The organism is Streptomyces sp. NPDC088124, assembly GCF_040685895.1.
Classification (GTDB): domain Bacteria; phylum Actinomycetota; class Actinomycetes; order Streptomycetales; family Streptomycetaceae; genus Streptomyces.
Genome location: NZ_JBFBJB010000024.1, coordinates 1 through 26454 on the forward strand (window position 1 = coordinate 1; position 26454 = coordinate 26454).

The 26454-nt window shown below is 70.8% G+C and carries 26 protein-coding genes and 2 pseudogenes; 19 read left to right on the plus strand and 9 right to left on the minus strand.

Going from position 1 to position 26454, the window contains the following annotated elements; genetic code table 11:
* Positions 1-93 precede the first annotated feature (93 nt).
* A complete protein-coding gene (locus AB0P17_RS20695; protein WP_365812953.1) occupies positions 94-762 on the minus strand; it encodes a helix-turn-helix transcriptional regulator in 669 nt (222 codons plus the stop codon).
* A gap of 344 nt (positions 763-1106) precedes the next feature.
* Between AB0P17_RS20695 and AB0P17_RS20700 the strand changes: the two genes are divergently transcribed.
* From AB0P17_RS20700 to AB0P17_RS20715, 4 genes are read left to right on the plus strand one after another with little or no spacing between them, the layout of a single operon-like run.
* Complete coding sequence (locus AB0P17_RS20700; RefSeq protein ID WP_365812954.1) at positions 1107-1409, plus strand: hypothetical protein; 303 nt, start codon at positions 1107-1109, stop codon at positions 1407-1409.
* The gene (locus tag AB0P17_RS20705; protein ID WP_365812956.1) at positions 1406-1924 is read left to right on the plus strand and encodes a hypothetical protein; all 519 of its coding nucleotides are present in this window, start codon (positions 1406-1408) and stop codon (positions 1922-1924) included. Before AB0P17_RS20700 ends, AB0P17_RS20705 begins: the two co-directional genes overlap by 4 nt.
* A 59-nt stretch (positions 1925-1983) precedes the next feature.
* Positions 1984-3111: an AAA family ATPase gene (locus AB0P17_RS20710; RefSeq protein ID WP_365812957.1), complete on the plus strand. Its 1128-nt coding sequence runs from the start codon at positions 1984-1986 to the stop codon at positions 3109-3111.
* 11 nt (positions 3112-3122) lie between these two features.
* Entirely contained in the window at positions 3123-3821 is a 699-nt protein-coding gene (locus tag AB0P17_RS20715; RefSeq protein WP_365812958.1) for a DUF4276 family protein, read from the plus strand.
* 512 nt (positions 3822-4333) lie between these two features.
* Here AB0P17_RS20715 and AB0P17_RS20720 read toward each other — a convergent pair.
* Complete coding sequence (locus AB0P17_RS20720; protein WP_365812960.1) at positions 4334-5989, minus strand: tetratricopeptide repeat protein; 1656 nt, start codon at positions 5987-5989, stop codon at positions 4334-4336.
* 97 nt (positions 5990-6086) lie between these two features.
* Here AB0P17_RS20720 and AB0P17_RS20725 point away from each other — a divergent pair, with 97 nt between their 5' ends.
* Together AB0P17_RS20725 and AB0P17_RS20730 are read left to right on the plus strand one after the other, a co-directional pair.
* Entirely contained in the window at positions 6087-7454 is a 1368-nt protein-coding gene (locus AB0P17_RS20725; protein WP_365812962.1) for an FAD-linked oxidase C-terminal domain-containing protein, read from the plus strand.
* 33 nt (positions 7455-7487) lie between these two features.
* A complete protein-coding gene (locus tag AB0P17_RS20730) occupies positions 7488-8270 on the plus strand; it encodes a hypothetical protein (protein WP_365812964.1) in 783 nt (260 codons plus the stop codon).
* 9 nt (positions 8271-8279) lie between these two features.
* Here AB0P17_RS20730 and AB0P17_RS20735 read toward each other — a convergent pair whose 3' ends face one another.
* The 4 genes and pseudogenes from AB0P17_RS20735 to AB0P17_RS20750 form a co-directional block, all read right to left on the minus strand.
* Positions 8280-8753, minus strand: coding sequence for an SsgA family sporulation/cell division regulator (locus AB0P17_RS20735; RefSeq protein ID WP_365812965.1), 474 nt, complete (start codon positions 8751-8753; stop codon positions 8280-8282).
* Positions 8754-8924: 171 nt separating this feature from the next.
* A pseudogene (locus AB0P17_RS20740) lies at positions 8925-9125 on the minus strand (UTRA domain-containing protein); the annotation flags it as partial.
* 10 nt (positions 9126-9135) lie between these two features.
* Positions 9136-9589 (minus strand): annotated as a pseudogene (locus tag AB0P17_RS20745) (UTRA domain-containing protein).
* Between the two features lie 26 nt (positions 9590-9615).
* Positions 9616-10485 (minus strand): oxidoreductase, encoded by an 870-nt coding sequence (locus AB0P17_RS20750; RefSeq protein ID WP_365812966.1) that lies wholly within the window; start codon positions 10483-10485, stop codon positions 9616-9618.
* Positions 10486-10626: 141 nt separating this feature from the next.
* On the opposite strand from AB0P17_RS20750, the gene AB0P17_RS20755 reads away from it, so the two are divergent.
* From AB0P17_RS20755 to AB0P17_RS20770, 4 genes are all read left to right on the plus strand, one after another.
* Positions 10627-11532, plus strand: coding sequence for a helix-turn-helix transcriptional regulator (locus AB0P17_RS20755; protein ID WP_365812968.1), 906 nt, complete (start codon positions 10627-10629; stop codon positions 11530-11532).
* A gap of 225 nt (positions 11533-11757) precedes the next feature.
* The gene (locus AB0P17_RS20760; RefSeq protein ID WP_365812970.1) at positions 11758-12105 is read left to right on the plus strand and encodes a hypothetical protein; all 348 of its coding nucleotides are present in this window, start codon (positions 11758-11760) and stop codon (positions 12103-12105) included.
* Positions 12106-12566: 461 nt separating this feature from the next.
* Positions 12567-14000 (plus strand): RDD family protein, encoded by a 1434-nt coding sequence (locus tag AB0P17_RS20765; protein ID WP_365812972.1) that lies wholly within the window; start codon positions 12567-12569, stop codon positions 13998-14000.
* A gap of 85 nt (positions 14001-14085) precedes the next feature.
* On the plus strand, positions 14086-14931 hold the full coding sequence (locus AB0P17_RS20770) for an RDD family protein (protein ID WP_365812974.1): 846 nt from the start codon (positions 14086-14088) through the stop codon (positions 14929-14931).
* On the opposite strand, the gene AB0P17_RS20775 is transcribed toward AB0P17_RS20770, so the two are convergent.
* Positions 14925-15218, minus strand: a complete 294-nt coding sequence (locus AB0P17_RS20775; protein WP_365812976.1) for a hypothetical protein — start codon at positions 15216-15218, stop codon at positions 14925-14927. The genes AB0P17_RS20770 and AB0P17_RS20775 overlap by 7 nt on opposite strands.
* A gap of 460 nt (positions 15219-15678) precedes the next feature.
* Here AB0P17_RS20775 and AB0P17_RS20780 point away from each other — a divergent pair, with 460 nt between their 5' ends.
* Both AB0P17_RS20780 and AB0P17_RS20785 read left to right on the plus strand, forming a co-directional pair.
* A complete protein-coding gene (locus AB0P17_RS20780; protein ID WP_365812978.1) occupies positions 15679-18102 on the plus strand; it encodes an immune inhibitor A domain-containing protein in 2424 nt (807 codons plus the stop codon).
* A 124-nt stretch (positions 18103-18226) separates the two neighbouring features.
* Entirely contained in the window at positions 18227-18553 is a 327-nt protein-coding gene (locus tag AB0P17_RS20785; protein ID WP_365812980.1) for a hypothetical protein, read from the plus strand.
* Between the two features lie 66 nt (positions 18554-18619).
* Here AB0P17_RS20785 and AB0P17_RS20790 read toward each other — a convergent pair whose 3' ends face one another.
* Positions 18620-19225 carry an isochorismatase family protein gene (locus AB0P17_RS20790; RefSeq protein WP_365812982.1) on the minus strand — a complete coding sequence of 202 codons (606 nt, stop codon included), beginning with the start codon at positions 19223-19225 and terminating at the stop codon, positions 18620-18622.
* A gap of 396 nt (positions 19226-19621) precedes the next feature.
* Positions 19622-20950 (minus strand): nicotinate phosphoribosyltransferase, encoded by a 1329-nt coding sequence (locus tag AB0P17_RS20795; protein WP_365812984.1) that lies wholly within the window; start codon positions 20948-20950, stop codon positions 19622-19624.
* 143 nt (positions 20951-21093) lie between these two features.
* Here AB0P17_RS20795 and clpS point away from each other — a divergent pair, with 143 nt between their 5' ends.
* The 7 genes from clpS (at position 21094) to AB0P17_RS20830 (ending at position 25977) form a co-directional block, all read left to right on the plus strand.
* Complete coding sequence (clpS, locus tag AB0P17_RS20800) at positions 21094-21399, plus strand: ATP-dependent Clp protease adapter ClpS (RefSeq protein WP_329826863.1); 306 nt, start codon at positions 21094-21096, stop codon at positions 21397-21399.
* Positions 21399-22001: a DUF2017 domain-containing protein gene (locus tag AB0P17_RS20805; RefSeq protein ID WP_365812987.1), complete on the plus strand. Its 603-nt coding sequence runs from the start codon at positions 21399-21401 to the stop codon at positions 21999-22001. Before clpS ends, AB0P17_RS20805 begins: the two co-directional genes overlap by 1 nt.
* A gap of 441 nt (positions 22002-22442) precedes the next feature.
* Entirely contained in the window at positions 22443-23801 is a 1359-nt protein-coding gene (locus AB0P17_RS20810) for an amino acid permease (RefSeq protein WP_365813164.1), read from the plus strand.
* A gap of 120 nt (positions 23802-23921) precedes the next feature.
* Positions 23922-24335: a M67 family metallopeptidase gene (locus tag AB0P17_RS20815; protein WP_365812989.1), complete on the plus strand. Its 414-nt coding sequence runs from the start codon at positions 23922-23924 to the stop codon at positions 24333-24335.
* 120 nt (positions 24336-24455) lie between these two features.
* Positions 24456-24572: a putative leader peptide gene (locus tag AB0P17_RS20820; protein ID WP_365812991.1), complete on the plus strand. Its 117-nt coding sequence runs from the start codon at positions 24456-24458 to the stop codon at positions 24570-24572.
* 149 nt (positions 24573-24721) lie between these two features.
* Positions 24722-25027: a MoaD/ThiS family protein gene (locus AB0P17_RS20825; protein WP_365812993.1), complete on the plus strand. Its 306-nt coding sequence runs from the start codon at positions 24722-24724 to the stop codon at positions 25025-25027.
* Positions 25027-25977 carry a cysteine synthase gene (locus AB0P17_RS20830; RefSeq protein ID WP_365812995.1) on the plus strand — a complete coding sequence of 317 codons (951 nt, stop codon included), beginning with the start codon at positions 25027-25029 and terminating at the stop codon, positions 25975-25977. The genes AB0P17_RS20825 and AB0P17_RS20830 overlap by 1 nt, the downstream gene beginning before the upstream one ends.
* Positions 25978-26454 lie beyond the last annotated feature (477 nt).

Below are 26454 nucleotides of genomic sequence, written 5' to 3' on the forward strand. Positions count from 1 at the left end.
GGATCGAGGCATGGCGGAGCCATGGTGAGTGACGACAACGCCGCGAGGTGCGTGCCCCAGCCCCGCGACGCCGCCCCCCATTCGCCGGTCGGTCTAAGTCTCCTCGTAAAGGACTTCGGTCCCATCCTGCCGCGTGAGCACATCGAACGGCACTCCTCGCGACGCGGCGCCCGCGCTGAAGGGAAAGACCTGGACAGTGATGTGCGGAGATTCGGACGCGTCTACCAGGTGCTGAAGCTGTCCCCGCATGGCACTTGGGCCACCCACGCCGGACCAGAGAACCGCCTCGTGCAGGATCACCCACAGTGATGGCGGGTTCGGAATGTCGAACACCTCCCGCCGCCGCATCCGGTCTTCCACCAACTTCTTGGTCTCGACTGCCGAGTCGTGCGGGCGGGCGGATCGGAAGACGGCTTCTGCGTATTCCGGGGTTTGCAGTATGCCCATGACGCGGGTGGCGGAGTAGTCGCAGATGCTCACCGCCTCGCGCTCCAACTGGAGGTAGGGGATGAACCAGAGAGGGTTGCCCGCGTCAGCCGCTCGCTGCCGCATCCGGGCGTAAGTGCCAGGCGCGCCAAACACCTTGTCGCACTGCTCCGCGAACTGCGCCGACGGGAGTTGCCCGTTCTCCGTCTTGCTCGCATAGGGCTGTTTGCAGAACAGCTTGTCGGCCAACTCCGCCTGCGGCCATCCCCGAGCTTCCCGGGCGTACTTGATCTCTTTGCCGAACTGCACTGCCGGTGTCTCCGGCTCATCGTTCATGCGTTCAACTCCCCAGTATTCGCATCCCGCTTGGAATCGCTTTGCCTCTTTTGAGACTACGCACCGACGCCGAATCTGTAGTCGGGCAAGCACAATACGTAGGCGCTGGAGGCGCGGAACATGGATCACCGGACGGCCCCACCGACGGGCGAAGACGCGGACGAGCCGCACACCGTGACAGCGGCCAGTGGTCCTTGGCGACCGGCCCCGGTGCCTGGTTGCGACCTGTGCGACTGGTGGGACAGGCGTCGGGAGAACGCCCTTCGCGGGATCGACACGCTCACCACGGCGGAGTGCGCCCGTCAGATCGCGGCGCACCCGCACCCCCGGGCCGGTGACGCTGGATGATCCCCGAACCGCACGTTCCGCCCCGCTGCCCGCCGCGACGCCTGCCCGTACGTTCCGCGACGGAGCCTGGTCTGCCCGATCTGCGGGTCGGTATGGCGGTGTTCGACCGGAGAGTGGACATGCCGGGTGTCATCCGCTCCTTCGCCGGATCGGCGGTCTGTCTCGTCCGCCCCTCCGGACACACCTGGCAGGCCGCGCTGATCGCGGTCCGCCCGGCGACGGAACGGGAACGGACCCAACTCGCCGCCCTCGCGAAACTCCATCGGCAGCAGCGGCCCCCCGCCAGGCGGCGAGCGTGAGCACCACCCGGTTCTACAACGTGACCGTGGTCTGCGAGGGGCCGGTCAACGGCACGTGGGTACGGGTCGTCCTCGCCGCCCGGCAGGCGGTGTCGCCGGACTCCGCGCTGTCCTTCCTCCGCCAGCAGGCCCGACGTATCGCCGACGGCCTGGATCCCGCCCCGGGCGCCGGGTGGGTTCCGCCGGCCATACTCGTCCCCGTACCGGCCCCTGAGCCGGACGTACCCACCGCACTCCGGTCCTGGTGCCACGCCCCCCAGGCGCGGAAAGCGGCGCGGGACCGGCTCCTCGCGGGCGCGGAATTCGCCCTCGGCGCCGATGACTTCACCGGGCGGTACACCCTCAGGGCACTGCCCGTACCCGTACCCGCGTACGTACTACCGCGTCACGCGCCACGCCCCGCCCGCCGCAGGCACCGCAAGCCCCGATGGTTCGACCGGTTCCGCCTCCGGCTCCGGCTCCCGGGCTCGTTCCCGTTCCGGCGACGGGCCCGGCAACGACATGCGCGCCGGTGAAACGGCGACCCGCGCCGCGCGCCGGTGCCTGACCCCGATAGCTCGATACATTGATGACCATGTCACGCAGGGTTCGACGCATCACCATCAGCGGCTACAAGTCAATCGAACAGGTCGAGCTGGCCCTGAGTCCGGTCACCGTGCTCGTCGGCCCCAACGGCGCGGGCAAGACCAACTTCATCGAGGCCGTCGAGCTGCTCGGGCGCATCGCCGACGGTGAGCTGGGTATGGAGGTCGGGCTGCGCGGTGGAGCAGTGGCCATGCTGCACGACGTGGCCAAAGGATCCGCGGGGATCGGTCTGCGGGTGGAGGCCGACGGCAGCGGTCTCGTGAACGCCTACGAGGCAAGGTTGGTTCCCTCGCATCGAGGAGAGCTGGTCTTCGGCCGTGAGGTGGTGGAGTTCCACGACAGGTCACGTTATGAGCAGCCGCTGAAGCAGGAGATCGGCCGGGGCCATGGCGAGTCGAAACTCGCCGAGGTCGCGGAAATGGGACGGCTCGGAGCTAGCGGCGTGGCCCGTCACACGCTGGAGATACTGCGGGGGTGCCGCGTCTACCACTTCCATGACACGACCCCAGGTGCCCCGGTGAAGCAGCCGGGCTACGCCTCCGACACAGAGGTCCTGCACCCGGACGCGCGCAATCTCGCCGCGTTCCTGCGGCGCATGGGCGAGGAGCATCCCGCGGCGTACAAGCAGATCGTGCGGACGGTCCGTTCCGTCGCACCCTTCTTCCGTGAGTTCGTCCTCACCGAGGACGCGGCGGGGCGCGTGCTGCTCCGGTGGAAGCAGTCCGGGTCCGACACCGTGTTCCCGGCCGACGCACTGTCCGACGGCACGCTGCGCTTCATCTGCCTTGTCGTCCTCCTGCTCCAGCCGCGACCGCCCGCGCTGCTCGTGCTCGACGAACCTGAGCTGGGGCTGCACCCCTTCGCCCTCACCGTTCTGGCGGAGCTGTTCCGGTCGGCCTCTGGCCACAGCCAGATTCTCGCCGCCACCCAGTCCGTCACCCTGGTCGACCAGTTCGGGCTCGACGAACTCGTCGTCGCGGAGCGCGTGGACGGCTCGACGAAGCTGCATCGGCCCGATCCCGCGGCACTCGCAGCCTGGCTCGACAGCTACTCGCTCGGTGACCTGTGGCTGAAGAATCTGCTGGGTGGTCGGCCCCGGCCCGAGCGGGAACGGTGAGGTCGAGGGCAGTGCGTCAGGTTCACGTACTGGTGGAGGGTGCGACGGAGGAGCGCCTGGTGCAGCAGGTCCTTCAGCCGGAGCTGATCGTGCGGGACATCTGGGTCACCCCGGTCGCACTCAAGACCCGGCGGGCCGCAGGTCGGCCGCACGACAGAGGCGGGGTGAGCAGGTGGACCAAGATCGAGCACGACATCCGGGCACTGCTGCGGAACTCGGCCGTCGACACGGTGACCACGATGCTCGACCTGTACGGGTTGCCCTCCGACACGCCCGGGCTCTCCAGCGCCCCGGCCGGTGACGCGTACGCTCGCGTCGACCATGTCGAGGAGGCGATGGCACGGGTCATCGACGACCCGCGATTCCTGCCGTTCCTCGTCCTCCACGAGACGGAGGCATGGGTGCTCGCCGCCGCGAACGAGCTTGCCGAGTTGATCGAGTCACCTGGGCTGGCCGACGTACTGTGGTCCCATGTCGCTGCCGCGGGCGGCCCCGAACTGGTCAACGACGGTCCCGACACGGCACCGTCGAAGCGGATCCTGAGGGCTCACCCCGCCTACCGGAAGGTCGTCGACGGCCCGGACGCGATCGAGCTTCTCGGTGTGGACGCCTTGCGCACCGCCTGTCCTCACCTCGACGCCTGGATGAAGCGCCTGGAATCCGGATCCGCAGCCGAGACCGCTCCTCCTGACACAACAAACACCGACTGACCGCGCTTTCGCTCCGCTCCGGCAGGTGCTTCGGGCCTGGACCACCCGGGCCCGGACCGGTATGTCGCCCCGGATGGCGGCCAGATCCCGGCCTTGGACCTGGCCGCCGACGCGGCCGCCGACGCGGACGGCGACGCGGACGGCGACGGTGTACGTGCGTCGGTCAGGGCTGCCCGGCGACGATCATGTTTGCCCATGGACCTCCTCACGTCACAGGTGTTTCAAGGTCAATCTGTGCTCAGATATCGAGCCACTTCCAACCCGAGCTACTGGTAGGTGGGTTGGACCGCTGTACGACACGCAGAGGCTCCTGGTGGACGGGGGCTCGACCAAGATCCCCCGTGGCTGCCAGGAGCCTCGGTGCCTCTTCACCCGTCGTGGGTCGCACGGTCCGACCGCATCCCGCGGTGGGTGCGGCCGGGCAGCCGCACGGAAACGGGGCCCGGTCTCCTCGACCGGGCCCCGCTCCCGTATGCCGTACGTATGCCGCGTACGCCGCCGGTGCCCGCCCCTCAGGAGGGCGACGGTGTCACCGGAGGAGTCATCGGCCGCGTCATCGGCGGTGTCGTCGTCGGCGTGCCGGACGGCTGCGCCGCCCCCGACGTCGGCCGCACCATCTCCGGGGATTGCGGTGTCGACCCCGCGCCCTCGATGTCCTGCGGGCCGCCCTCCGCCGGCTCCCCGAGCGACTCCAGCGCCTCCAGCGCCCGCGGCGCCAGCAGCGGCGAGAAGTACGGGTTGATCCGGAGCGCCTCGTCGAGGTGGCGGCGGGCCGGGCCGTCCAACTCCAGCGACCGCTCGATCTCGCCCCGGTGGTACGAGAACAGCGCGCTCCGCCGCCCCTGCTCCGTCGCCTTCTTCGCGTACGTCAGCGCCTCCTGGCCCTTGCCCGCCCGGTACAGCGCCCACCCCAGCGCGTCCGCGACCTCCATGCTCCGGTGGTGGCGCGCCCACTCCGAGCGCAGCCGGGCCACCGCGGCCGCCGGGTCGCCGTGGTCGGCCTCGAAGCGGGCGAGGACCAGCTCCTCGTTGACTCCGTGGTCCTGCGCCCGCGCGGCCCGCGCGCGCAGTGTCGCGTACTGGGTGCGGGCGTCGCCGTCCAGGCCGTTCGCGTCGTACAGCTCGCCCAGTTCCAGCGCGTACTCCGGGGCGGGCAGCTTCGCCAGCGCCGCCTGGTAGGCGCGGTACGCCTCGTCCGTCCTGCTCAGCGCGGCCAGTACGCGGGCCCGGCCGGCCAGCGCCGCGGGGTGGTCGCGGGCCGCGGTGAGCGCCGCGTCGTAGAGGCCCATCGCCTCGGTCGGCTCGCCGCGCTCCCAGGCCAGCTCGCCCAGCGTGTACAGCGCCTCCGCCTTCTGCGTGGGGGAGTCGGCGCGGGCCGAGGCCTCGACCGCCTTCGCCTCCGCGTCCTCGCGCCAGCCGCGGTCGCGGTAGACCGACACCGCGCGCTCCAGCACGGCGGGGGTGCCGGGGCGCAGCTCCTTCAGCTTGTCGAGCGCCTTGCCCGCCGCCGCGTAGTCACCCAGACCGGTGTACGCGTCGATCAGCACCGGATACGCCGTCCACGCCCCGGGCCGGCGGGCGCGGAGCGTCTCGCCCCACTTCTTGGCGGTGGTGAAGTCGTGGCGGGCGTTGGCGAGTGAGCCGAGCCCGGCCAGGGCCCGGGTGCGGGCGGGCGCGCCGATCCCGCCCTGTTTGTTGTCGTCCGCCCCGTCCCCGTCGTCCGTACCGTCGCCGTCGCCGTCGCCGTTGCCTTCCGCGGCGGCGCGGGCTCCGTGGTCCTCCGGCCCCGCCGCCCCCACCGGCTGCCCCTTCAGCGAGCGCTGGAGCGCCTGGTCGGCTTTGGAGAAGTACGTCGAGTCGCCCCGCTGCTCCCCGCGCTCCACGTACGCCGCGCCCAGCACCGCCCACGCCGTGCTGTCCTCCGGATGCGTACGCAGCCACTTCTCCCGGTCCAGGATGAGCGCGTCCAGGTCGGGCAGCGAGGCGGGCGCGCCCGCGCTCACCGCCGCCAGGGCCCGCTCGACCGGGGTCGCCGGCCGTGACCCCTCCCCCCTGTCGGGTACGAACAGCAGGACGCCCCCGACCAGCGCCGCACCCACCCCGGCCGCCAGCGCCGCCCTTCTGACCTGCCAGACCTGCCTAACCTGCTCCTTCTTCATGGCGTTCATGCCGATTACTGTGCGTCAATATGAAGAGCACACACGGTCTTGAGTTGTGGATTGCACACGGGTTCACACCGATGGCCCCGGGTGCGAGCCTGAGGGCATGGACGATCTCCTCGTACGGCTCCGGACCGGCCTTCCCGCCGATGCCCTGATCACCGATCCCGACATCACGGTCTCCTACGCCAACGACATGGCCAGCTTCTGCCCGGCCGGAACGCCCGCCGTCGTGGTGCTGCCGCGCACCGTCGAACAGGTCCAGCACGTCATGCGCACGGCCACCGCGCTCCGTGTCCCCGTCGTCCCGCAGGGGGCCCGTACGGGGCTGTCGGGCGCCGCCAACGCCTCGGACGGGTGCATCGTCCTCTCCCTGATCAAAATGGACCGGATCCTGGAGATCAACCCGGTCGACCGGATCGCCGTCGTCGAGCCGGGCGTCATCAACGCCACGCTCTCCCGCGCCGTCGCCGAGGTGGGCCTCGCCTATCCGCCCGACCCGTCGAGCTGGGAGATGTGCACCATCGGCGGGAACATCGGCACCGCCTCCGGCGGGCTGTGCTGCGTCAAGTACGGGGTGACGGCGGAGTACGTCCTCGGCCTGGACGTCGTCCTCGCCGACGGCCGGCTCCTCACCACCGGACGCCGCACCGCCAAGGGCGTCGCCGGGTACGACCTGACCCGTCTCTTCGTCGGCTCCGAGGGCAGCCTCGGCATCATCGTCAAGGCTGTCCTCGCGCTGAAGCCCGAACCGCCCCAGCAGCTCGCCCTGGCCGCCGAGTTCGGCTCGGCCGCCGCCGCGTGCGACGCCGTCTGCCGGATCATGGAGGGCGGGCACACCCCGTCGCTGCTGGAGATCATGGACCGTACGACCGTCCGCGCCGTCAACGCGATGGCCAACATGGGGCTCCCCGAGTCCACCGAGGCGCTGCTGCTCGCCGCCTTCGACACCCCGGACCCGGCCGCCGACCTCGCCGCGGTCGGCGCGCTCTGCGCGGCGGCGGGCGCCACGGAGGTGGTCCCCGCCGAGAACGCCGCCGAGTCGGAGCTGCTGCTCCAGGCCCGCCGCCTCGCGCTCCCCGCGCTGGAGGCCGTCAGGACGGCCACGATGATCGACGACGTGTGCGTACCGCGCTCGCGGCTCGCCGCGCTGATCGACGGCACGGCCGCCATCGCGGAGAAGTACGACCTGACCATCGGCGTCTGCGCCCACGCGGGCGACGGCAACACGCACCCCGTCGTCTGCTTCGACCAGGCGGACCCGGACGAGTCCCGGCGGGCCCGGGAGTCCTTCGACGAGATCATGGGGCTCGGCCTGGAGCTGGGCGGCACGATCACGGGTGAGCACGGCGTCGGCGTACTGAAGAAGGAGTGGCTGTCGCGCGAGCTGGGACCGGTGGGGCTGGAGTTGCAGCGCGGGATCAAGCAGACTTTCGACCCGCTGGGCTTGCTCAACCCGGGCAAGCTGTTCTGAGGCCGAGGGTGCGGCGGTACGGGTGAGGTACGTGTGAGCAAGCTGACCGAGTACGACACGACGGCCGGCAGAGCAGGCCTGGGCGACCGGCGCTCCGTGCACCGGGTGTACCGCCGGCTGCCGTGGATCCAGATCCTGGCCGTCCCCGCGGGCATGGTCTCCGTGGTCGCCTACCTCACCCTCAAGTCCCCCTTCCTGTACGTCCCCGTGGTGGCCGGCCTCCTCTGCGCGGGCTTCGCCGGCCTGCGCCGCATCCCGCCCGCCGAGGGCGTGCGCGTGGCCGTCGTCTACGAGGGCGGCGTGCTGCTCGCGAGCCCGCGCGCCGCCCCGGTCACGTACGCCTGGCAGGACATCGACGCCACCGGCCACGACCTGGGCAGCAGCGAGATCGACGTCAGCCCCGGCGGCTTCCGCACCACGGAACGGGCGGCGGCCACCACGATCTGGCCCTGTGGCGGGCAGCCGGTCGTCCTCACACACGTCGTACGGCAGAACAAGCTGGCCGAGGCCCTGGAGGCGGGTATACGCCCCCGGCTGCTCGACCGGCTGCGCGCGGCCCTGGACACCGACGGCACGGTCCGCCTCGGCGACCTGGACGTCACCGACGAGGGCATCACCCTGCGGAGCGGGCTGCCGGGCGGGACCGCCGCGTCGGCCGGGCCGGCCGGGATCGACTGGTCGGAGCTGGCGGAGACGCGGACGTTCGGCCCCTCCGTGCTCCGCGTGCTGACCAGCACCGGGCGGTGCGACGTGCCCGTACGGAACGCGGCGGTCGTCCGCGAGTTCATCGAGGAGACCCGCGAACTGAACGTCTGACCCGGGCGTTCACGCGTCGTCCGCGGACCCGTCCGACGGCCAGGGGTCCCGCAGCCACAACTCGTCGGCCGCGGCCGGGGCGAGCAGTGCGGTCAGCGCGCCGTCGAGCCCGAGCCGCCCGGCCTCCGTACCGGGCGGCACCACCCGCAGCGTCCGCTCCACCCATGCCGACAGTGCCGCGGACGGCCCCTCCAGCAGCGCGTCCCCGTCGGGCGACGAGAGCGCGAGACACAGCACCTGACGCCCCTCGACCTTCGTCGGCCAGATCCTGACATCCCCGTGCCCGCACGGCCGGAAGATCCCTTCCACCAGCAGCTCCCGGGCGAAGGTCCAGTGCACGGGGGCGTCCGAACCGATGTGGAAGGCGATGTGCACGGCGTACGGATCGTCCGTCCGGTACGTCAGCCGGGCCGGTACGGGGATGCTGTGCTCGGGCGACAGCACCAGATTCAGTTCCAGCTCGCGTTCGACCACAGAGTGCATGGCGGGCACTTCCTTTCCTGGCAAGGGGCCCAGTTGCGGGGCCATACCGGGAGAGAGGCGCCACCTCTTGGTTTATGACGCGACTTTCGACAACAACTTCGTACGGGGGTTTCCGCCGCCCGCGTTCTGGGATGTGTTGATCCAGAGGGTCGCGGACGCGGTCGGCACTTCTTACTCCGGGGTGAACTCGTAGCGCAGTTCGTACAGATGACCCGCCTTGGCCATGACCGCGGCCTCGATGGGGCGTTCGTCGTCTCCGTACACCACGCGCAGTGTCCGCAGCACCGGGAGATCGCTGGGCAGCCGGAGGGCCTCGTACTGTTCCTGGGTGGGGACGCGCGCGGAGACATGATCGACGCTGATCCGGGCCGGGGCACGATCATCATCCGATCCTGATCTGGTGGCGCAGCCGTTGGCGGCGCGCGGGCATGGTCATGGTGTCGACCTGGAAGGGCCGGTCCTCGCCGTCGAACGTGACCCGCGTCAGGCGGATTACCGGCTCACCCGGTCCCATGGACAAGGCTTCGCGCTCGTCCTCGTCGGGCATCGCGGCGGTCACATCCTCCTGCACCCGTACGCCGACGTGTCCCAGCTCCGCGAGCAGGGTGACCGCCCCGGCGGGGATCTTCGCTGTCCCGGCGAGACGCGTGCCGCGCGCGATGGACACGGGGTAGGTAGGTGTCCGTGAGTTCACCGGGGCGGTCGTCCAGATACATCACCCGCCGTACGACGACGGTTTCGCCGGTGCCGACCCCGAGCAGCCCGGCCACTTCGGGCGGCGCCGCGACCTCGCCCGCGTCGGCGATCCAAGGTCGTATCAACTCAGCTGGGCCCATGCCTTCAGGACTACGAAGCAGGGGACTCAACTGCCGATTGTGTCGAGTTCCGCGACCGCGTCCGCCGGCAGCGTCAGGTCGGCGGCGGCGATGTTCTGGCGCAGGTGGGCGCGCGAGGAGGTGCCCGGAATGAGGGCGGTGGTGGCAGAGCGCTGCAGCAGCCAGGCCAGGGCGACCTGCTGCGGCGAGGCGTCCAGACGCGCGGCGACGTCGGTCAGGGTCTGCGACTGCAGCGGGGAGAAGCCGCCCAAGGGGAAGAACGGGGTGAAGGCGATGTTCTGTGCCGCGCACCGCTCCACGAGGGCGTCGTCCTGGCGGTTGGCCAGGTTGTAGAGGTTCTGCATCGTGACGACCGGGGCGATGGCCTGCGCCTCGGTGAGCTGGGCATCGGAGGCGGCACTGAGTCCGAGGTGGCGGATCAGACCTTCCTTCCGCAGCTCGGCCAGCGCGCCGAACATGTCGCCGATCGGCTCATCATCCGTCTGCCCCTCGTTGGTGCCCAAGCGCAGGTTCACCACGTCGAGCGCGTCCACGCCGAGGTGCTGGAGGTTCTCGTGGACCTGGGCTTTGAGGTCCTGGGGGTCCCGCGAGACTTTCCAGCTGCCGTCGTCGCCGCGACGGCTGCCGACCTTGGTCACGATGCGCAGATCCGCGGGGTAGGGGTGCAGGGCCTCCTTGATGATCTCGTTGACGACGGCGGGCCCGTAGTAGTCGCTGGTGTCGATGTGCGTGATGCCCCGCTCGACAGCCTCCCGCAGCACCGCGACGGCCTCGTCCCGGTCCTTGGGCGGCCCGAACACGTTGGGTCCCGCCAGCTGCATGGCTCCGTATCCCATGCGGCTGATGGTCAGGTCGTCGGCGAGGGTGAGAGTTCCGCCGGGGGTGGTGCCGGTCATGGTGCGCCCTTTCGTCGTGCGGCTATGGACAGCTTGTCCCGTATCGACTGTGCGCGCTTCCGGGCGGACGTGGCAGTGCCCCGCTGTTCCTGGGGGTGACAGGGACAGGCACCCGCGCCGGTACGGACCTAGGGTTGGGGCATGGACGGCACCAACGCGCTCGGCGAGTTTCTACGCGCCCGCCGGGCACTGGTCAGGCCCGAGGACGCCGGAATCCGCGGCGGCGGGCTCCGGCGCGTGCCGGGGCTGCGCCGCGAGGAGGTCGCGATGCTCGCCGGGATCAGCGCCGACTACTATCTGCGCCTGGAACAGGGCCGCGACCGCAATCCGTCGCTTCAGGTCCTCGAAGCCCTGGCCGAGGTCCTGAACCTGGACGCGGACGCCACCGCTCACCTCATCGGCCTGACCCAGACGCGTCCCTCCCGAGCCCACCGGGCACCCCGCTCCGCAGGCCGTGCACGGGCTGCACGCAAACCCGAGACCGTGCCGCCCGGCATCCTCCAGCTCATGGAGGGCTGGACCACCAATCCCGCCTACGTCGAGAACAAGTTCACCGACGTGCTCGCCGCCAACGCGCTGGCCACGGCCGTCTCCCCGAACTACTCCGCCGGCGTCAACCTCCTGCGCGCCGTCCTCCTCGACGACAGCGAACGCGAACTGCTGCGGGACTGGGAGGAACTGGCCGAGGCACTGATCGCCTCCCTGCGGGCCAACGTCGGGCCCGACGTCGACGACCCGCGCCTGACCGAGCTCGTGGGCGAACTGTCCGTGCGCAGCGAGTACTTCCGCCGTCTCTGGGGCCGCCACGACGTACACCCCAAGCGGCCACGGGTCAACCGACTGCACCACCCACAGGTCGGCGATCTCGAACTGCACGCCAGCAAGCTGGCCATCGTCGGCACCGACGGCCTCGTCCTCAAGGTCTTCCACGCCGAACCCGGCAGCCGCAGCGCCGAACTGCTCGCGATCCTGGGAAGCCTGGCGGCCTCCGGCAAGGGCCGGAACCCGACCGGCCCCGACCGCCACCAGGCCATCGACGAGCAATGAAGGACCGGATATCCCGCTTCGGGACCGGCCAGGCGTAGCCGCACCCAAATGCCGTCAGAAGGCGTAACGCGCCCGCTGCGCGAAGCCGTAACGAAACCAGCTCCGACCCCTCCGTGTTACGGATCCCGGACACCCCCTTCCGGGCCGCTGGCCGGCCGTCGCGCCGAGGACGCCGCATACGCGGCCTCCGACCGCGCCGGTCACCCGGACGACGAACCGGCCTGCGTGTACTGGCTCAGCCAGGCCGAGCTGCACAGCTGGGCCGCGAGCAACGCATCCGATCTCAACGACCCCCGCCGGGCGCTGACCCACTACGCCGCCGTCGCCACCTCTCACCACGACGAGACGTACGATGACGACGCCTGCCCCCGCTCGCGCGCCCTGCGCCTGAGCCGCGAAGCCGACGCCCACCTCTCACTTCGTGACGTGGACGCGGCGGTCAACACGGCCGACCAGGCCGTGGGCGGCGTCACTTCCGCGCGAGGCACGACTGTCCTCACCGATCTGCGGACCAAGCTCCGAGCCCACCAACAGCTCCCAGAAGTCCGCGAATTCCTCGACCGCACCGTTTGACCCGTCCATGGCCTGAGGCCGCTGTGCTCCGGCTTGTCCGGGTGGCGTCATGAAACAGGGCTGCTTACGACCGTGAGGACCCCGTGGTCAGGTAGGCCATCCGGCTGAACGCCGGGGTGGCGCGTCAGCTTCCGGGCCGTCCGTCCTTACCCGTCCGGGTGGTGGGCGCCCCGGGGGCGCGGTTCCCGTCCTCCGCCGGGTGGTCACGCGCTTCCGTTCGAACCGATGTGCTGAATTCGTGCAGGTCGGCGTACAGATCCCACCCCGCAGCTTTACGCTTCGGAGCAGCACTGCCGGGCGGCTGCCCGAACGCGGTCGTTTCTGGCGGGCACCATCTTCCGGGTCCCCGGTTCTTCGTTAATGTCTTCCTGGACGCGCGGGAGTACGAACCCGGCCGCCGATCCGGCGCCGGGCGACCCTGTCAGGTCAAATCATGGTGTGAGCGAACGGAGTTGGGGTCAGTGGCTACTCCTCCTGGTGACGGCGGGAACGTACCCCGGGAAGGCTTCTACCCGGACCCTTCCATTCCTGGATATGTCCGGTACTGGAACGGTGCCGCCTGGGTGCCCGGCACCTCGCGGCCCGCGCCCCGTGAGGGTGAGGGCGCGCCCGCCGCGCTGCCCGCCGCCGCGCCGCCCGCCGTCGACGAGACGGGGCCGGTCTTCCTCGACGAGGACCCGCCCGAGCGGCCCCGGCAGGAGCCCGCCTCCGTGTGGCAGGCCGACGCCTCCCGCCAGTCCGGCTTCGGGGGCGAGCGTGACGCCCGGGTCTCCTGGGGTGCGGGTGCGGGACAGGATCCCCGGGTTCCCGCCCCGGCCCCCTCGCCCGCACCGCCCGCCGACCCGACCGGGGGCGCGCTGCCCGGCGTACGGGCCCTGGGGCCCGGGGACGGGGACGGCGGCGGAAGCGGCATCGACGCGGACGAGAACGCGCCGGTCACCGACGGTACGGTCGCGATCCGCCCCCAGCGGCGCGGCGGCGCCGGTCCCGGACGCGCTCCGGGGCCCCGCGAGGGCGGCAAGCCGCCCGCCGACTCGACGATGACCATCCGCGCCCTGCGCGCCGCGCGCCGCGCGAAGGACGAGGAGGCCGCCGCCGGCCGCCCCGACCAGGGCACGATGGCGATCCGCGCGCTCGACGCCGGACCCAGGCCGCAGCTCCCCGCCCGGCAGCCGGCCCACCAGCAGCCACCGGCCCAGCCGTCCGCCCAGCCCCCTCAGTCCTACGCGCCCGCTCCCGCGTCCGAGCCCGAGCCCGACCCCGGGCCCATCAGCCCCGGCGACGGCGGCGGTGCCACCTCCTGGGCCCAGCAGGTGCACCGGCTCGCCCAGGGGGACGGGACGGACCAGCCCGTGGTGCCCTGGAAGCCGCCGGTCGAGGACCCGTTCCTCCAGGCCGCGCGCGCCCAGGCCGCCTCCCGCCCCGCCGGTCTCGGCAAGCGGGTCGTGGCCCGGCTGATCGACACGGTGGTGCTGGGGGCGGTCGTCACCGCCATCGCCGTACCGCTCATCACCCGGGCCCTGGCCCATATCGACGACAAGGTCGAGGCGGCCAGGCAGACAGGGGAGACCGTCACGGTCTGGCTGCTCGACGCCACCACGGCCGGCTACCTCGGTGGTGTCCTCGCCGCCCTGCTGGTCGTCGGCGTGCTCTACGAGGCCGTGCCGACCGCCAAGTGGGGGCGCACACTGGGCAAGAAGCTCTGCGGAATCGACGTTCGGGACATCGAGACCCACGAGGCCCCGGCCTTCGGCGCCGCGCTGCGCCGCTGGCTGGTCTACAGCGTGCTCGGCGTGCTCGTCGTGGGGCTCGGCAACGTGCTGTGGTGCCTGTTCGACCGGCCCTGGCGGCAGTGCTGGCACGACAAGATCGCCCACACTTTCGTCGCCCGCTGACGGGGCGTGAGGCGTCGGCGGGGCTGTTCGTCCGAACGGCGGGTCAGCCGTTGCGGGCCCCTCCGGGCCGGGGTGCACTGCCCCCATGAGCAATGACCAGCCGCCGTCCGGCCCACCCCCCGAGGACGACCCCTTCCTCAAGAAGCCGCAGGAGCCGCGGGAACCACAGGGGCCGCGGGAGTCGCAGGGGCCCCCTGGGCCACAGGAACCGCAGGAACCGCACGGGCCGCAGGGACCGCAAGAGCCGCCACCGGCCCATGAGCCTCCGCCGTCCTCCGGAGGATCCCCGTACGGCGCTCCCTACGGCGGCGAGCACGGTCCGCCCAAGGCCCCGCCGTACGATCCGAACGCCCCCGGTGGCGGTGCGTACGGCGGCTCTCCCTACGGGCAGGACCCCTACGGGCAGGACCCCTACGGGGGAAGCGGCTCGCCCTACGGCGGGGATCCGCTCGCCGGGATGCCGCCCCTCGCGCCGTTCGCCACGCGCCTCGCGGCCCGGGTCATCGACGCGCTGATCATCTTCATTCCGCTGGCGATCATCTCGCTGCTCGTCGGTGGCTGGCGCAACACGCCGAACAACACCGGAAGCTGGGACGAGGTCACCAACCAGGTCAACACCGGTACGCAGTGGGTCTGGTCGCTGATCTCGATCATCGCGTACGTCGGCTACGACACCCTGATGACGAAGAAGTACGGGCAGACCCTCGGCAAGCGGTGGCTCAAGCTGCGGGTCGCGATGCTCAACGACGGCTCCGTACCGGAGGGCAACGCCTCGCTGGTGCGTGCCGCCGTGCTCTGGGTGCCCGCGCTGCTCTGCTGCCTCTTCCTCTGGTGGCTCATCATCATCGTGACGATCCTGGCCAGCCGGCCGTACAAGCAGGGGCTGCACGACAAGGCGGCCAGGACCGTCGTGGTGACGGCGACTCAGTGACGGGCGGTCTCACCGACCGGCGACGTCGCTCGCGCCCCGGACACCTCACCGCGCGTCGCGGTGTCACTGGTGGTCCGGTGGCGGCGCGGGGTGGCCGCCCGCGTGGCCCGTGCCTTGCGGGGCAGCGGCACGGTCATGGCGACCAGCAGCCCCAGACCGAGCGCGGCGACGCCGATCACCGCGACGCCGATCCCCGTGCTCGTACCGGAGAGCAGGAGCATGGCGAGCGTCGAACAGACGATGGTGGCGGAGCCGTAGGCGAGCTGTGCGGCAGTCGGACGCGGCATGGCGGAATCCGTCCCTCGGGGGCATCTGTATCTGTGTGGTTCTGGGGGGCTTGGGGGACTCTCTGGTTCTGGGGATGTTTGGTGCGTCTCGCGTATCTCGTACAGAGGACAAGTGGTACCAGGGCGCCGCAAGGCGGTCGCACTCCATAGCGACTCTAGACGGTGGATGCCCGGACGGAACGGGTAGTAAGCGTGAGCTGTCATATGGCTCCGGTGCATGGGGGGCGCATCGAGTCACGCCCCCCTTCAACAGGCCTGATGTATGCGCCCGTTGGCCGGTTCACCACCCTGTTCGGATAGTGGGACCGGAAGGCCGCATAGTGCAATTGACGGGTTCAAGTCAAGATCTGTTTTTTCTTCCCCAACTCCGGTCCAATGTCGTCACTTATGACGCGCAGACGCGCGCGGATCCCACACTCCCGGTCCGCGGATCGCGTGCGCCGGGGAGGAACACCACCAAGTGATCAGAAACCGACGGGCGAGACGAGTCTCCGCCGTGGTCGTGGCTCTGGCCGCGACCGCCGCGACGGCCTCGGCCTTCACCACGGCTCAGGCCCAGGAGCAGCCCGCGTCCGCTTCCAGCGCCCCGTCCGGCGCGGAGCGCCGTGACCCGGCGCCCCAGAAGGGCCAGGTCGACCACGACCTCGACGGCCCGTTCAGCAAGCAGCAGTCCAAGCAGCGCGAGGCGGCGCTCCAGCAGGTCATATCCGGCGACGCCAAGGTCGAGAAGCGCGGCGGCTCCCAGGTCGTCAAGCTCGACAGCAAGAAGTACGTGGAGCTCGGCCGCGAGAAGACCGACAAGATCTTCACCATTCTCGTGGAGTTCGGCGACGACGTCGACAACACGACGATGTACGACCCGGACGGCGCCGACGGCCCCCTGCCGCCCGTCGTCAAGTACGGCGGCGACCCGGGCCCGCTGCACAACGAGATCGCCGAGCCCGACCGGAAGGTGGACAACTCCACCGCCTGGCAGGCCGACTACAGCCAGGAGCACTTCCAGGACCTGTACTTCGGCACCGGCAAGGACGCCAAGGGACAGCAGAAGGAGTCCCTGAAGACGTACTACGAGAAGACGTCCTCCGGGCGCTACTCGGTCGACGGCGCGGTCTCCGACTGGGTCAAGGTGCCGTGGAACGAGGCCCGTTACGGCTCCAACTACTGCGGCTCCACCAACTGCGCCAACGTCTGGGACCTGGTCCGCGACGGCCTCACCGCCTGGACCGCCGGCCAGAAGGCCCAGGGGAAGACCGACGCCGAGATCAAGGCCTACCTGTCCGAGTACGACCAGTGGGACCGGTACGACTTCGACAACGACGGCGACTTCAACGAGCCCGACGGCTACATCGACCACTTCCAGATCGTCCACGCGGGCGAGGACGAGTCGGCGGGCGGCGGCGTCCAGGGCACCGACGCCCTGTGGGCGCACCGCTGGTACGCGTACGGCACCAACGCGGGCTCCACGGGCCCCGCGGGCAACAAGGCCGGCGGCGCGCCCGTCGGTGACACCGGCATCTGGGTCGGCGACTACACCATGCAGCCGGAGAACGGCGGCCTCGGCGTCTTCGCCCACGAGTACGGCCACGACCTGGGCCTGCCCGACCTGTACGACACCGCGGGCGGCGAGAACTCCACCGCCTTCTGGACGCTGATGTCGTCCGGCTCGTGGCTCGGCACCGGCAAGGACGCGATCGGCGACCTGCCCGGGGACATGACCGCCTGGGACAAGCTCCAGCTCGGGTGGCTGAACTACGCCGAGGCCAAGGCGGCCACCAACTCCACCCACAAGCTGGGCGTCTCCGCGTACAACACGAAGAACCCGCAGGCGCTCGTCGTCGAACTCCCCATGAAGGAGAAGACGACGACGGTCGTGAAGCCCGCGGAAGGCTCCAAGCAGTGGTGGAGCGACATGGGTGACGACCTCAAGAACACCCTCACCCGTTCGGTGGATCTGACCGGCAAGTCCGCCGCGTCGCTCGACCTGACCGGCTGGTGGGACATCGAGGCCGACTACGACTACCTCTACACCGAGGTCTCCACGGACGGCGGCGCCAACTGGACGCCGCTGGAGGGCACGGCGGACGGCAAGTCCCTGCCCCGCGACGCCGCCGACAAGCCGGCCCTGACCGGTGTCTCGGGCACGGCGAAGAAGCTCAGCTTCCCGCTGGACGCCTACGCGGGCCAGAAGTTCGACCTGCGCTTCCGCTACCAGACGGACGGCGGCGTGGCCGGCAAGGGCTTCACCGCCGACGCCATCACCCTCACGGCCGACGGCGCGCCGCTCTTCACCGACAACGCCGAGGGCGACGACGCGGGCTGGACCGCGAAGGGCTTCTCGCGCATCGGCGAGTCCTTCACCCAGGAGTACGAGCAGTACTACATCGCGGAGAACCGCCAGTACGTCTCGTACGACAAGACCCTCAAGGTCGGCCCGTACAACTTCGGCTTCTCCGCGCCGAACGACGGCAAGGTCGAGCACTTCGCCTACCAGAACGGCCTGTTGATCTGGCTGTGGGACACCTCACAGAAGGACAACAACACCAGCCAGCACCCGGGTGAGGGCCTGATCCTGCCGATCGACGCCCACGCCAAGCCGCTGAAGTGGTCGGACGGCACGCTGATGCGCAACCGGATCCAGTCGTACGACTCCACCTTCAGCTGGTGGCCGACGAGCGGTCTGTCGCTCCACCGCGCCGACCGGCTGACGCGGATCTCCCCGTCCCTGGGCGCCCCGGTCTTCGACGACCGCAAGGGCACCTACTGGAGCGAGGAGAACAAGGGCGGAAGCGTGAAGGTTCCTGACACCAACACCAAGATCAGCATCATCAACCAGCCGCTCGACGGCTCGACGATGACGGTCAAGGTCGGCAAGTCTGGTAAGTAACCTGGAGTAACCGCAGGTCAAACGCATGATCGGCCGTCGCCCCCTAGCGGGCGGCGGCCGATCGTGTTTAGGTGCGTCCTACGGATTCCTTATTGACACGACGTCTCACGGGGGAGATGAAGACATGGCAAGCGGAGGCTTCAGCAAGCTCCCGAACGGCACCGTGGTGGTGGCACTGAACCTGCCGAGACCGGCGGCGGAGGGCGGCACCGTACGCGTCCTGGTGCACGCCGCGAACCGGGCCCGCGCCCTGACCAGGCTGCGGAACCTGGGGCTGCGAGCGGTCTACCTGCGGGGCAACGCGGAGCCGCCGACACCGGACGAGATCACGGCCGTACTGCACCACCCGGACGGCCTGCTCTGGCGTACGACACCGGACGCGCCGGGGACGGCCGACCAGCTGTGGCGGCCGATCCGGGCGCTGCTGAGACCCGCGGTCATGGGGTACTGACCCGGGCGCGCGCAGGACCCCTACGGGCTCCCTGTACGGACCGCCCCGCTCCCGGCCCTCCGGCGGTCAGCCGCGGGCCGCCACCACCGGCGTGCCCGTCAGCGCCACGCCCGCCTCCCGCAGCTCCGCCAGGGCCCGCTCCGTGGTCTCCTCGGCCACGCCCGCCGTCAGGTCCAGCAGCACATGCGCGGTGAGGCCCGCGCGGACCGCGTCCAGCGCGGTCGCCTTCACGCAGTGGTCCACGGCGATGCCGACCACGTCGACCTCGGTCACCTCGCGCGCCTTCAGCCAGTCCGCCAGCCGGACGCCGTTCTCGTCGAAGCCCTCGAAGCCGCTGTACGCGGCCGAGTACGCGCCCTTGTCGAAGACCGCGGCGATCGAGCCGGAGGCGACCGCCGGGGCGAAGTTCGGGTGGAAGCCCACGCCCTCCGTGCCGGCCACGCAGTGCGCCGGCCAGGTGGTGACGTAGTCCGGTACGGCCGGGGGCACCGCGAAGTGGTCGCCCGGGTCGATGTGGTGGTCGCGGGTGGCGACCACGTGCCGGTAACCGGCGGTCGCCTGGCCTATCAGTTCGGTGATGGCGGCGGCGACATCGGCGCCCCCGGCCACGGCGAGGCTGCCGCCCTCGCAGAAGTCGTTCTGTACGTCCACGACGATCAGTGCGCGGTGCATAGCGGGTCCTTCACTGAGGAAGCGGGAAAGCGATGAGCCTGCTGAGCTGAGGGGCTGACGAGCACGAGTGGGTGAGTGACGGTCGGCGGGTGACGGAGCCGTACGGGAAGCAGCGGGGCGCCGGCCGGGGGAGGGGCGGCCGGGTTGCGAGCGTAGAGACTCCGGCCGCCGCGCGGGAGGGGGCGCGCACCGCTCTCGTACGGCGCATCCGCTGTCCCTCCAGTCTCACCCGCACCCACGGCCCACGCACCCGGCGCGCGGCCGTCCGGCCCGCCCGCCGCGGGCCCGTCCGGCCCCGTCCCGTTACCGGGCCCGTACCGGCCCGAGCCCCGCTCGTACCTTCCCCGTACCCTCTCCGTACCCCGTTCGTCCCCGCGTGCCCCGGGACCCGGCCGCTCACGCGTACTCGGTCGGGATGACCGGCTCCCCCCGCGACAGCTGCGTCGCCGACATCGGCAGCGCCGCCAGCGCCGCCCGGTGCCGCTCGCGCGCCACGTCCAGCGGCTCGCGCGCCACGATCTCGCCGCCCTTGACCAGCTCCACCAGCAGCTGCCGGTCCAGCAGCTCCTGCGGCACCGCCCCGGTGCCGAGCACCTCGGCCTCGGCGTACCCCTGCGCGTCCGCCCGGCGCGCCGCCCACTTGCGCCCGCCGACCGAGGTCTTCCCGCCCAGCGACTTCTTCGCCACCGGCCGGAGCGGGGCCTTCGGGTCCGCCGACGCGGCCCGCGCGACGATCTTGTAGACCATGGAGCAGGTCGGGTGACCGCTGCCCGTGACGAGCTGCGTACCGACGCCGTACGCGTCCACCGGCGCCGCCGCCAGCGAGGCGATCGCGTACTCGTCCAGGTCCGAGGTGACGACGATCCTGGTGCCGGCCGCGCCCAGCTCGTCGAGCTGCTGCCGCACCCGGTGCGCGACCAGCAGCAGGTCGCCCGAGTCGATCCGTACGGCGCCCAGCTCGGGCCCCGCGATCTCCACGGCGGTCCGTACGGCCTCGGCCACGTCGTACGTGTCGACCAGCAGCGTGGTGGACCGGCCGAGCGAGTCGATCTGCGCCCGGAACGCGTCGCGCTCGCTGTCGTGCAGCAGGGTGAAGGCGTGCGCGCTCGTGCCGACCGTCGGAATGCCGTACCGGAACCCGGCGGCCAGGTCGGAGGTGGCGTCGAAGCCGCCCACGTACGCGGCGCGCGCGGCGGCCACCGCGGCCAGCTCGTGCGTGCGGCGCGCCCCCATCTCGATCAGCCGGCGCCCGCCCGCGGCCGTCGCCATCCGGGAGGCCGCGGCGGCGATCGCCGAGTCGTGGTTGAGGACCGAGAGGATCACGGTCTCCAGCAGCACGCACTCCGCGAAGGAGCCCTCGACCCGCAGGATCGGCGAGCCGGGGAAGTACACCTCGCCCTCCGGGTACCCCCAGATGTCGCCACGGAAGCGGTACGCGGCGAGCCAGGCGAGCGTCTGCTCGTCGACGACCTCGTTGTCGCGCAGGAAGCCCAGCAGAGCGGGGTCGAAGCGGAAGTTCTCCACGGCGTCCAGGACCCGGCCGGTACCCGCCACGACCCCGAACCTGCGGCCCTCGGGCAGCCGCCGGGTGAAGACCTCGAAGACGGAGCGCCGGTCGGCCGTACCGGCCCGCAGCGCCGCCTGGAGCATCGTCAGCTCGTACTGATCGGTGAAGAGCGCGGTCGACGGAATGTCCACCGGCAGCCCAAGGTCCGCAGTGTTCATAGGACGATGCTACCCCGAATACTCGTCACTCTGACGATTTCTCGGTGGCCGTTTGTGCGACACCGCTCACGTGGTGGCAGCATGGGACGCGTGAGGCCGCGGCATGCCGGCGCCCCCCGCAGAGAAGAAGGTCGTCCCGAACCGTGAGTGTTGCTCCGACTGAGATCGAACGCCCCGAATCGGCCGAGGAGACCTTCGCGGTCCCTGAGCCCGACGTGCCATGGGTGACGATCGTCCACAACGACCCGGTCAACCTCATGAGTTACGTGGCGTACGTCTTCCAGACCTATTTCGGCTATTCGAAGGACAAGGCGCACAAGCTGATGCTCGACGTCCACCACAAGGGCCGCGCGGTCGTCTCCAGCGGCAGCCGCGAGGAGATGGAGCGCGATGTGCAGGCGATGCACGGATTCGGGCTCTGGGCGACCCTCTCGCAGGACCGCACCTGATGGCCGGCCGCTTCGAGGCGATCCCGGGCGGCGGCGCGGCCGTCGCGCTCGACGAGGTCGAGATCTCGATCCTGCGCTCGCTGGCCGTGCAGCTGCTGGAGCTGATCGGCCCCGCCGACGAACCCGCCCAGGGGGAGGACCCGCTCGCCGCGCTCTTCACCCCGGGCCCCAGCGAACCCCCGGCCGACCCGGCGCTGGCCCGCCTCTTCCCGGACGCGTACGGCGACCCGGAGGGGCCGGACTCCGGCGCCGACGAGGAGGAGCTGAAGGAGTACTCCTCGGAGTTCCGGCGGTTCACCGAGAACGACCTGCGGGACCGCAAGCGCGAGGACGGCATGGCGCTCGTCCGGACGCTGGACTCGCTCACCGCCACGGGCGAGGGCGGCGCCGTACTGAAGCTGACGCCCGACGACTGCCGGCACTGGCTCGGCGCCCTCAACGACCTGCGCCTGACGATCGGTACGCGGCTGGAGGTCACCGATGAGGACGAGGGCGGTGAGCTGTACCGGCTGCCGGACTCCGACCCGCGCAAGCCGATGGTGATGGCGTACCTCTGGCTCGGCGCCCTCCAGGAGTCACTCGTCGAGACGCTGATGCCTTGAGGTCCCGCCGCCCGCGACGCATCCGCCATTCGCTCAAATGATGCTCAATTCGGCATAACGATCCCGTCACCACCGCGGCCTTCTTTGCGGTTCGCGGTGCGATTTGTCCCCTTTTTCCTGTGGGCTGTGCCACAGCCGCGGGCGCCGGCCGCCCGACCTCCCGTGATAGATCTGCCAGACCCCCCGGGGACGCCACCCCTGTCCCCGGGGGTGTTTTCCGACCGGCCGAACGCCGGCGGCACTCCATCCACTTCCGGGGGGGATCACGAACTGATCCGCGACCGAGCACGGTCTCGGATCCGCATGGAGAAAGGGCGCACGACCATGACCTCTGCGCAGGTCGACAAGGAGTACGGCGGCGAAGGGTCCGCCGGCGGTCCCGCCGGGCACGGCCCGGGCGAAGAGGGGTACGAGCGCGGACTCGGCAGTCGCCAGGTCCAGATGATCGCCATCGGCGGCGCGATCGGCGTCGGCCTCTTCATGGGCGCCGGGGCGAACATCGCCAAGGCCGGTCCCAGCATCATCCTCATGTACGCCCTCGCCGGCGTCGTGATCTTCTTCATCATGCGGGCGCTGGGCGAACTGCTCCTCTACCGGCCCGTCTCGGGATCCTTCGCGGAGTACGCCCGCGAGTTCCTCGGCCCCTTCTTCGGCTTCGCCACCGGCTGGACGTACTGGCTGATGTGGGTCGTCACCGGCATGGCGGAACTCACCGCCGCCGCGATCTACATCCACTTCTGGTTCCCGCAGATCCCCCAGTGGGTCAGCGCGCTCGTCTTCCTCGTGGTCCTCTTCGGGGTGAACCTGATCTCGGTGAAGATCTTCGGCGAGGTCGAGTTCTGGTTCTCGATGATCAAGGTCACCGCCATCATCGGCATGATCGTCATCGGTCTCGGCGTGCTCACCCTCGGCTTCTCGGACGCCGGTGACACCGCCACCGCCGCCAACCTCTGGGAGCACAAGGGCGTCTTCCCTAACGGCATCGGCTCCAGCCTGATGACCCTCCAGGGCGTCATGTTCGCCTACCTCGCCGTCGAACTGGTCGGTGTCACGGCGGGCGAGTCCGAGAACCCCGAGAAGACCCTCCCCAAGGCCATCAACACGCTGCCCTGGCGCATCATCGTCTTCTACGTCGGCGCGCTCCTCGTGATCCTCTCCGTCGTCAAGTGGACGGAGTTCTCCGCGGGCACCAGCCCCTTCGTCCACGCCTTCGAGACGATGGGCATCCCGCTCGCCGCGGGCATCGTCAACTTCGTCGTGCTGACCGCCGCGCTCTCCTCCTGCAACTCCGGCATGTACTCCACCGGCCGGATGCTGCGCGACCTCGCCGCCAACAGCGAGGCGCCGAGCGCCTTCGGCCGGCTCAACGCCCGCCGGACCCCGGCCGTCGGCATCACCGTCTCCGTGGCCCTGATGGGCATCGGTGTGGTCCTCAACTACATCGTCCCGGAGAAGGCGTTCGGCTATGTGACCTCGGTCGCCACCGCCGCCGGTATCTGGACCTGGATGATGATCCTGATCAGTCACATCCGCTACCGGCGCGCGGTGGAGGCGGGCCGGCTGCCCGCCTCGTCCTTCCCGGCACCCGGCGGATCGCTCTTCAGCTGGGTCGCGGCCGGCTTCCTCGCCCTGGTCACCTGCCTCATCGCGTACGACAGCGACGCGCGGATCTCCCTCTACGTGGGGGCGGTCTGGGCCGTCTTCCTCGCGATCGGCTGGCGGTACGTGAAGAACCGCACCCCGCAGCGGTCGAAGCCCTCCGGCACCCCGGACGCGCCGCAGTACGCCCCCGCCGAGTGACCCGTACGGGCAGCCCCTGACGCCTGCCCGTTCCCGCCCCGCCTCGCCTCGCCTCGCCCCCGGATCCTGGCCCACCCCCTGATCCGGGGGCGCGCGTGCCGGTCCCTCTATATTTTCTTCATGCTCACCATCACCCAGGCCCTGCACGACCAGATCGTCGCGCACGCGCGAGCCGACCACCCCGACGAGGCGTGCGGCGTCGTCGCCGGCCCCGAGGGCACCGGCCGGGCCGAGCGCTTCATCCCCATGCTGAACGCCGCCCGTTCGCCCACCTTCTACGAGTTCGACTCGGTGGACCTCCTCAAGCTGTACCGCGAGATGGACGACCGCGACGAGGAACCGGTGATCATCTACCACTCGCACACCGCGACCGAGGCGTACCCCTCCCGTACGGACATCACCTACGCCAACGAGCCCGGCGCCCACTACGTCCTGGTCTCCACCGCCGACACCGACGGCTCCGGCCCCTTCCAGTTCCGCTCGTACCGCATCGTGGACGGCACGGTGGAGGAAGAGCCCGTGGAGATCGTCTGACCGGCCCCGCGCCGCGGGTCCTGTGCCCTCTCCGCCCGGCTGTCCACTCCGTGGACGTCAGGCGTCCACCCAATGGGAAGGCATTCCCGGGCGCCAAACGGGAATCGATACGATGAGCGCATGGTTTCCATCGACGTGAGCGACAAGACGCCGAGCACACCGCTGCTCGTGGCGCGGCTGCACGTCGATCTGTGCCGCCTCGCCAGCGCCATCTGTCCCGGCCGCGCCGCCGGCTGAGCGACGGCCTGCCCGGAGCGCGGTCTTCCGTACCCGCACGTCGTCGCATCTCCGCAAGCCGCACCACCCCCTCGCGCGGGGGGCCCGAGCCGCGCGCCCGTCACGCAGTCTCCCGCCCGTCACGAAGTCTCCCGACAGGAGCCCATGCCATGGCCATCGAGGTCCGCATCCCGACCATCCTCCGCACCTACACCGACGGCGCCAAGGCGGTCGAGGGCACCGGCGACACGCTCTCCGAGCTCTTCGCCGACCTCGACACCCGGCACGCCGGCATCCGGGAGCGGCTGATCGACCCCGCCAAGGACAACCAGCTCCGCCGCTTCGTCAACGTCTACCTCAACGACGAGGACGTCCGCTTCCTGGACGGCGTCTCCACCAAGCTCGCCGACGGCGACAGCGTCACCATCCTCCCGGCCGTGGCCGGCGGCGCGCCCGACCCGAAGCGCTCCGTCTGATGCGGTACGACTCCCCGCTGGCGGCGGTCGGCAATACGCCCCTGGTCCGTCTCGTCCGGCTCTCCCCGTCGGACGACGTACGGATCTGGGCCAAGCTGGAGGACCGCAACCCGACCGGCTCCGTGAAGGACCGGCCCGCGCTCCACATGGTGGAGCAGGCCGAGAAGGACGGCCGGCTCACTCCCGGCTGCACGATCCTGGAGCCCACCAGCGGCAACACCGGCATCTCGCTCGCCATGGCGGCCCGGCTCAAGGGCTACCGCATCGTCTGCGTCATGCCGGAGAACACCTCGCAGGAACGGCGCGACCTGCTCGCGATGTGGGGGGCGGAGATCGTCTCGTCCCCCGCCGCGGGCGGCTCCAACACCGCCGTACGGGTGGCGAAGGAACTGGCGGCGGAGAACCCCTCCTGGGTGATGCTCTACCAGTACGGCAACCCCGACAACGCGGGCGCCCACTACGCCACGACGGGCCCGGAGATCCTGGCCGACCTGCCGTCCATCACCCACTTCGTGGCGGGCCTGGGCACCACGGGCACGCTCATGGGTGTCGGCCGCTATCTGCGCGAGCACGTCGACTCCGTCCAGATCGTCGCGGCGGAGCCCCGCTACGACGACCTCGTCTACGGGCTGCGCAACCTCGATGAGGGCTTCGTCCCCGAGCTCTACGACGCCTCGGTCCTCACCACCCGCTTCTCCGTCGGCTCGGCGGACGCGGTCACCCGTACCCGCGAACTCCTCCAGCAGGAAGGCATCTTCGCGGGCGTCTCCACCGGCGCGGCGCTGCACGCGGCGATCGGCGTGGGCCGGAAGGCGGTCAAGGCGGGGGAGAGCGCCGACATCGTGTTCGTCGTGGCGGACGGCGGCTGGAAGTACCTGTCGACGGGCGTCTACACCGCGGCGACGACCGAAGAGGCGATCGAGAGGCTGCACGGCCAGCTCTGGGCGTAGTGCCCGCGGCCGGGGCGGCGACGGGCGGCGGGCGGTAGGGCGGCACGGGGGCCGTGGTCCCCGGGGAGCACGGCCCCCGCGCCCCTCGCCGCCCCGCCCGCTCGTGCTCCACGCCACAAGCCCGAGCGGGACACGGCGCCGACCGGCTCTCCTGACCCGCCGTAGGGGAGCGAGAAGGGGCGTGAAGGCGCGCGAAGGAGTGTGAAAGGGCGCGCAGGCGGCCGGGAAACACGGCGCGGGGAGCGGGCCCACCCGTACGGACCATCCGAACCAGTGACGTCCTGGGTGAGTTCCCCCACAACGGACCACTGTGAAGGAGCGACCAGCCCTTTCGCGCTTTACGCTCGGTAAGAGGTCGCGCGGACAGGTGAGGCGGAGGAAGGAGCGGGGCGAGGGGCAAGTCCGGCAAGGCGGAGGAGAGAGGCGACGCGGAGCGTCGTCGGCTGACGACAACGCCGCCAGGCGCCGCCCATCGGC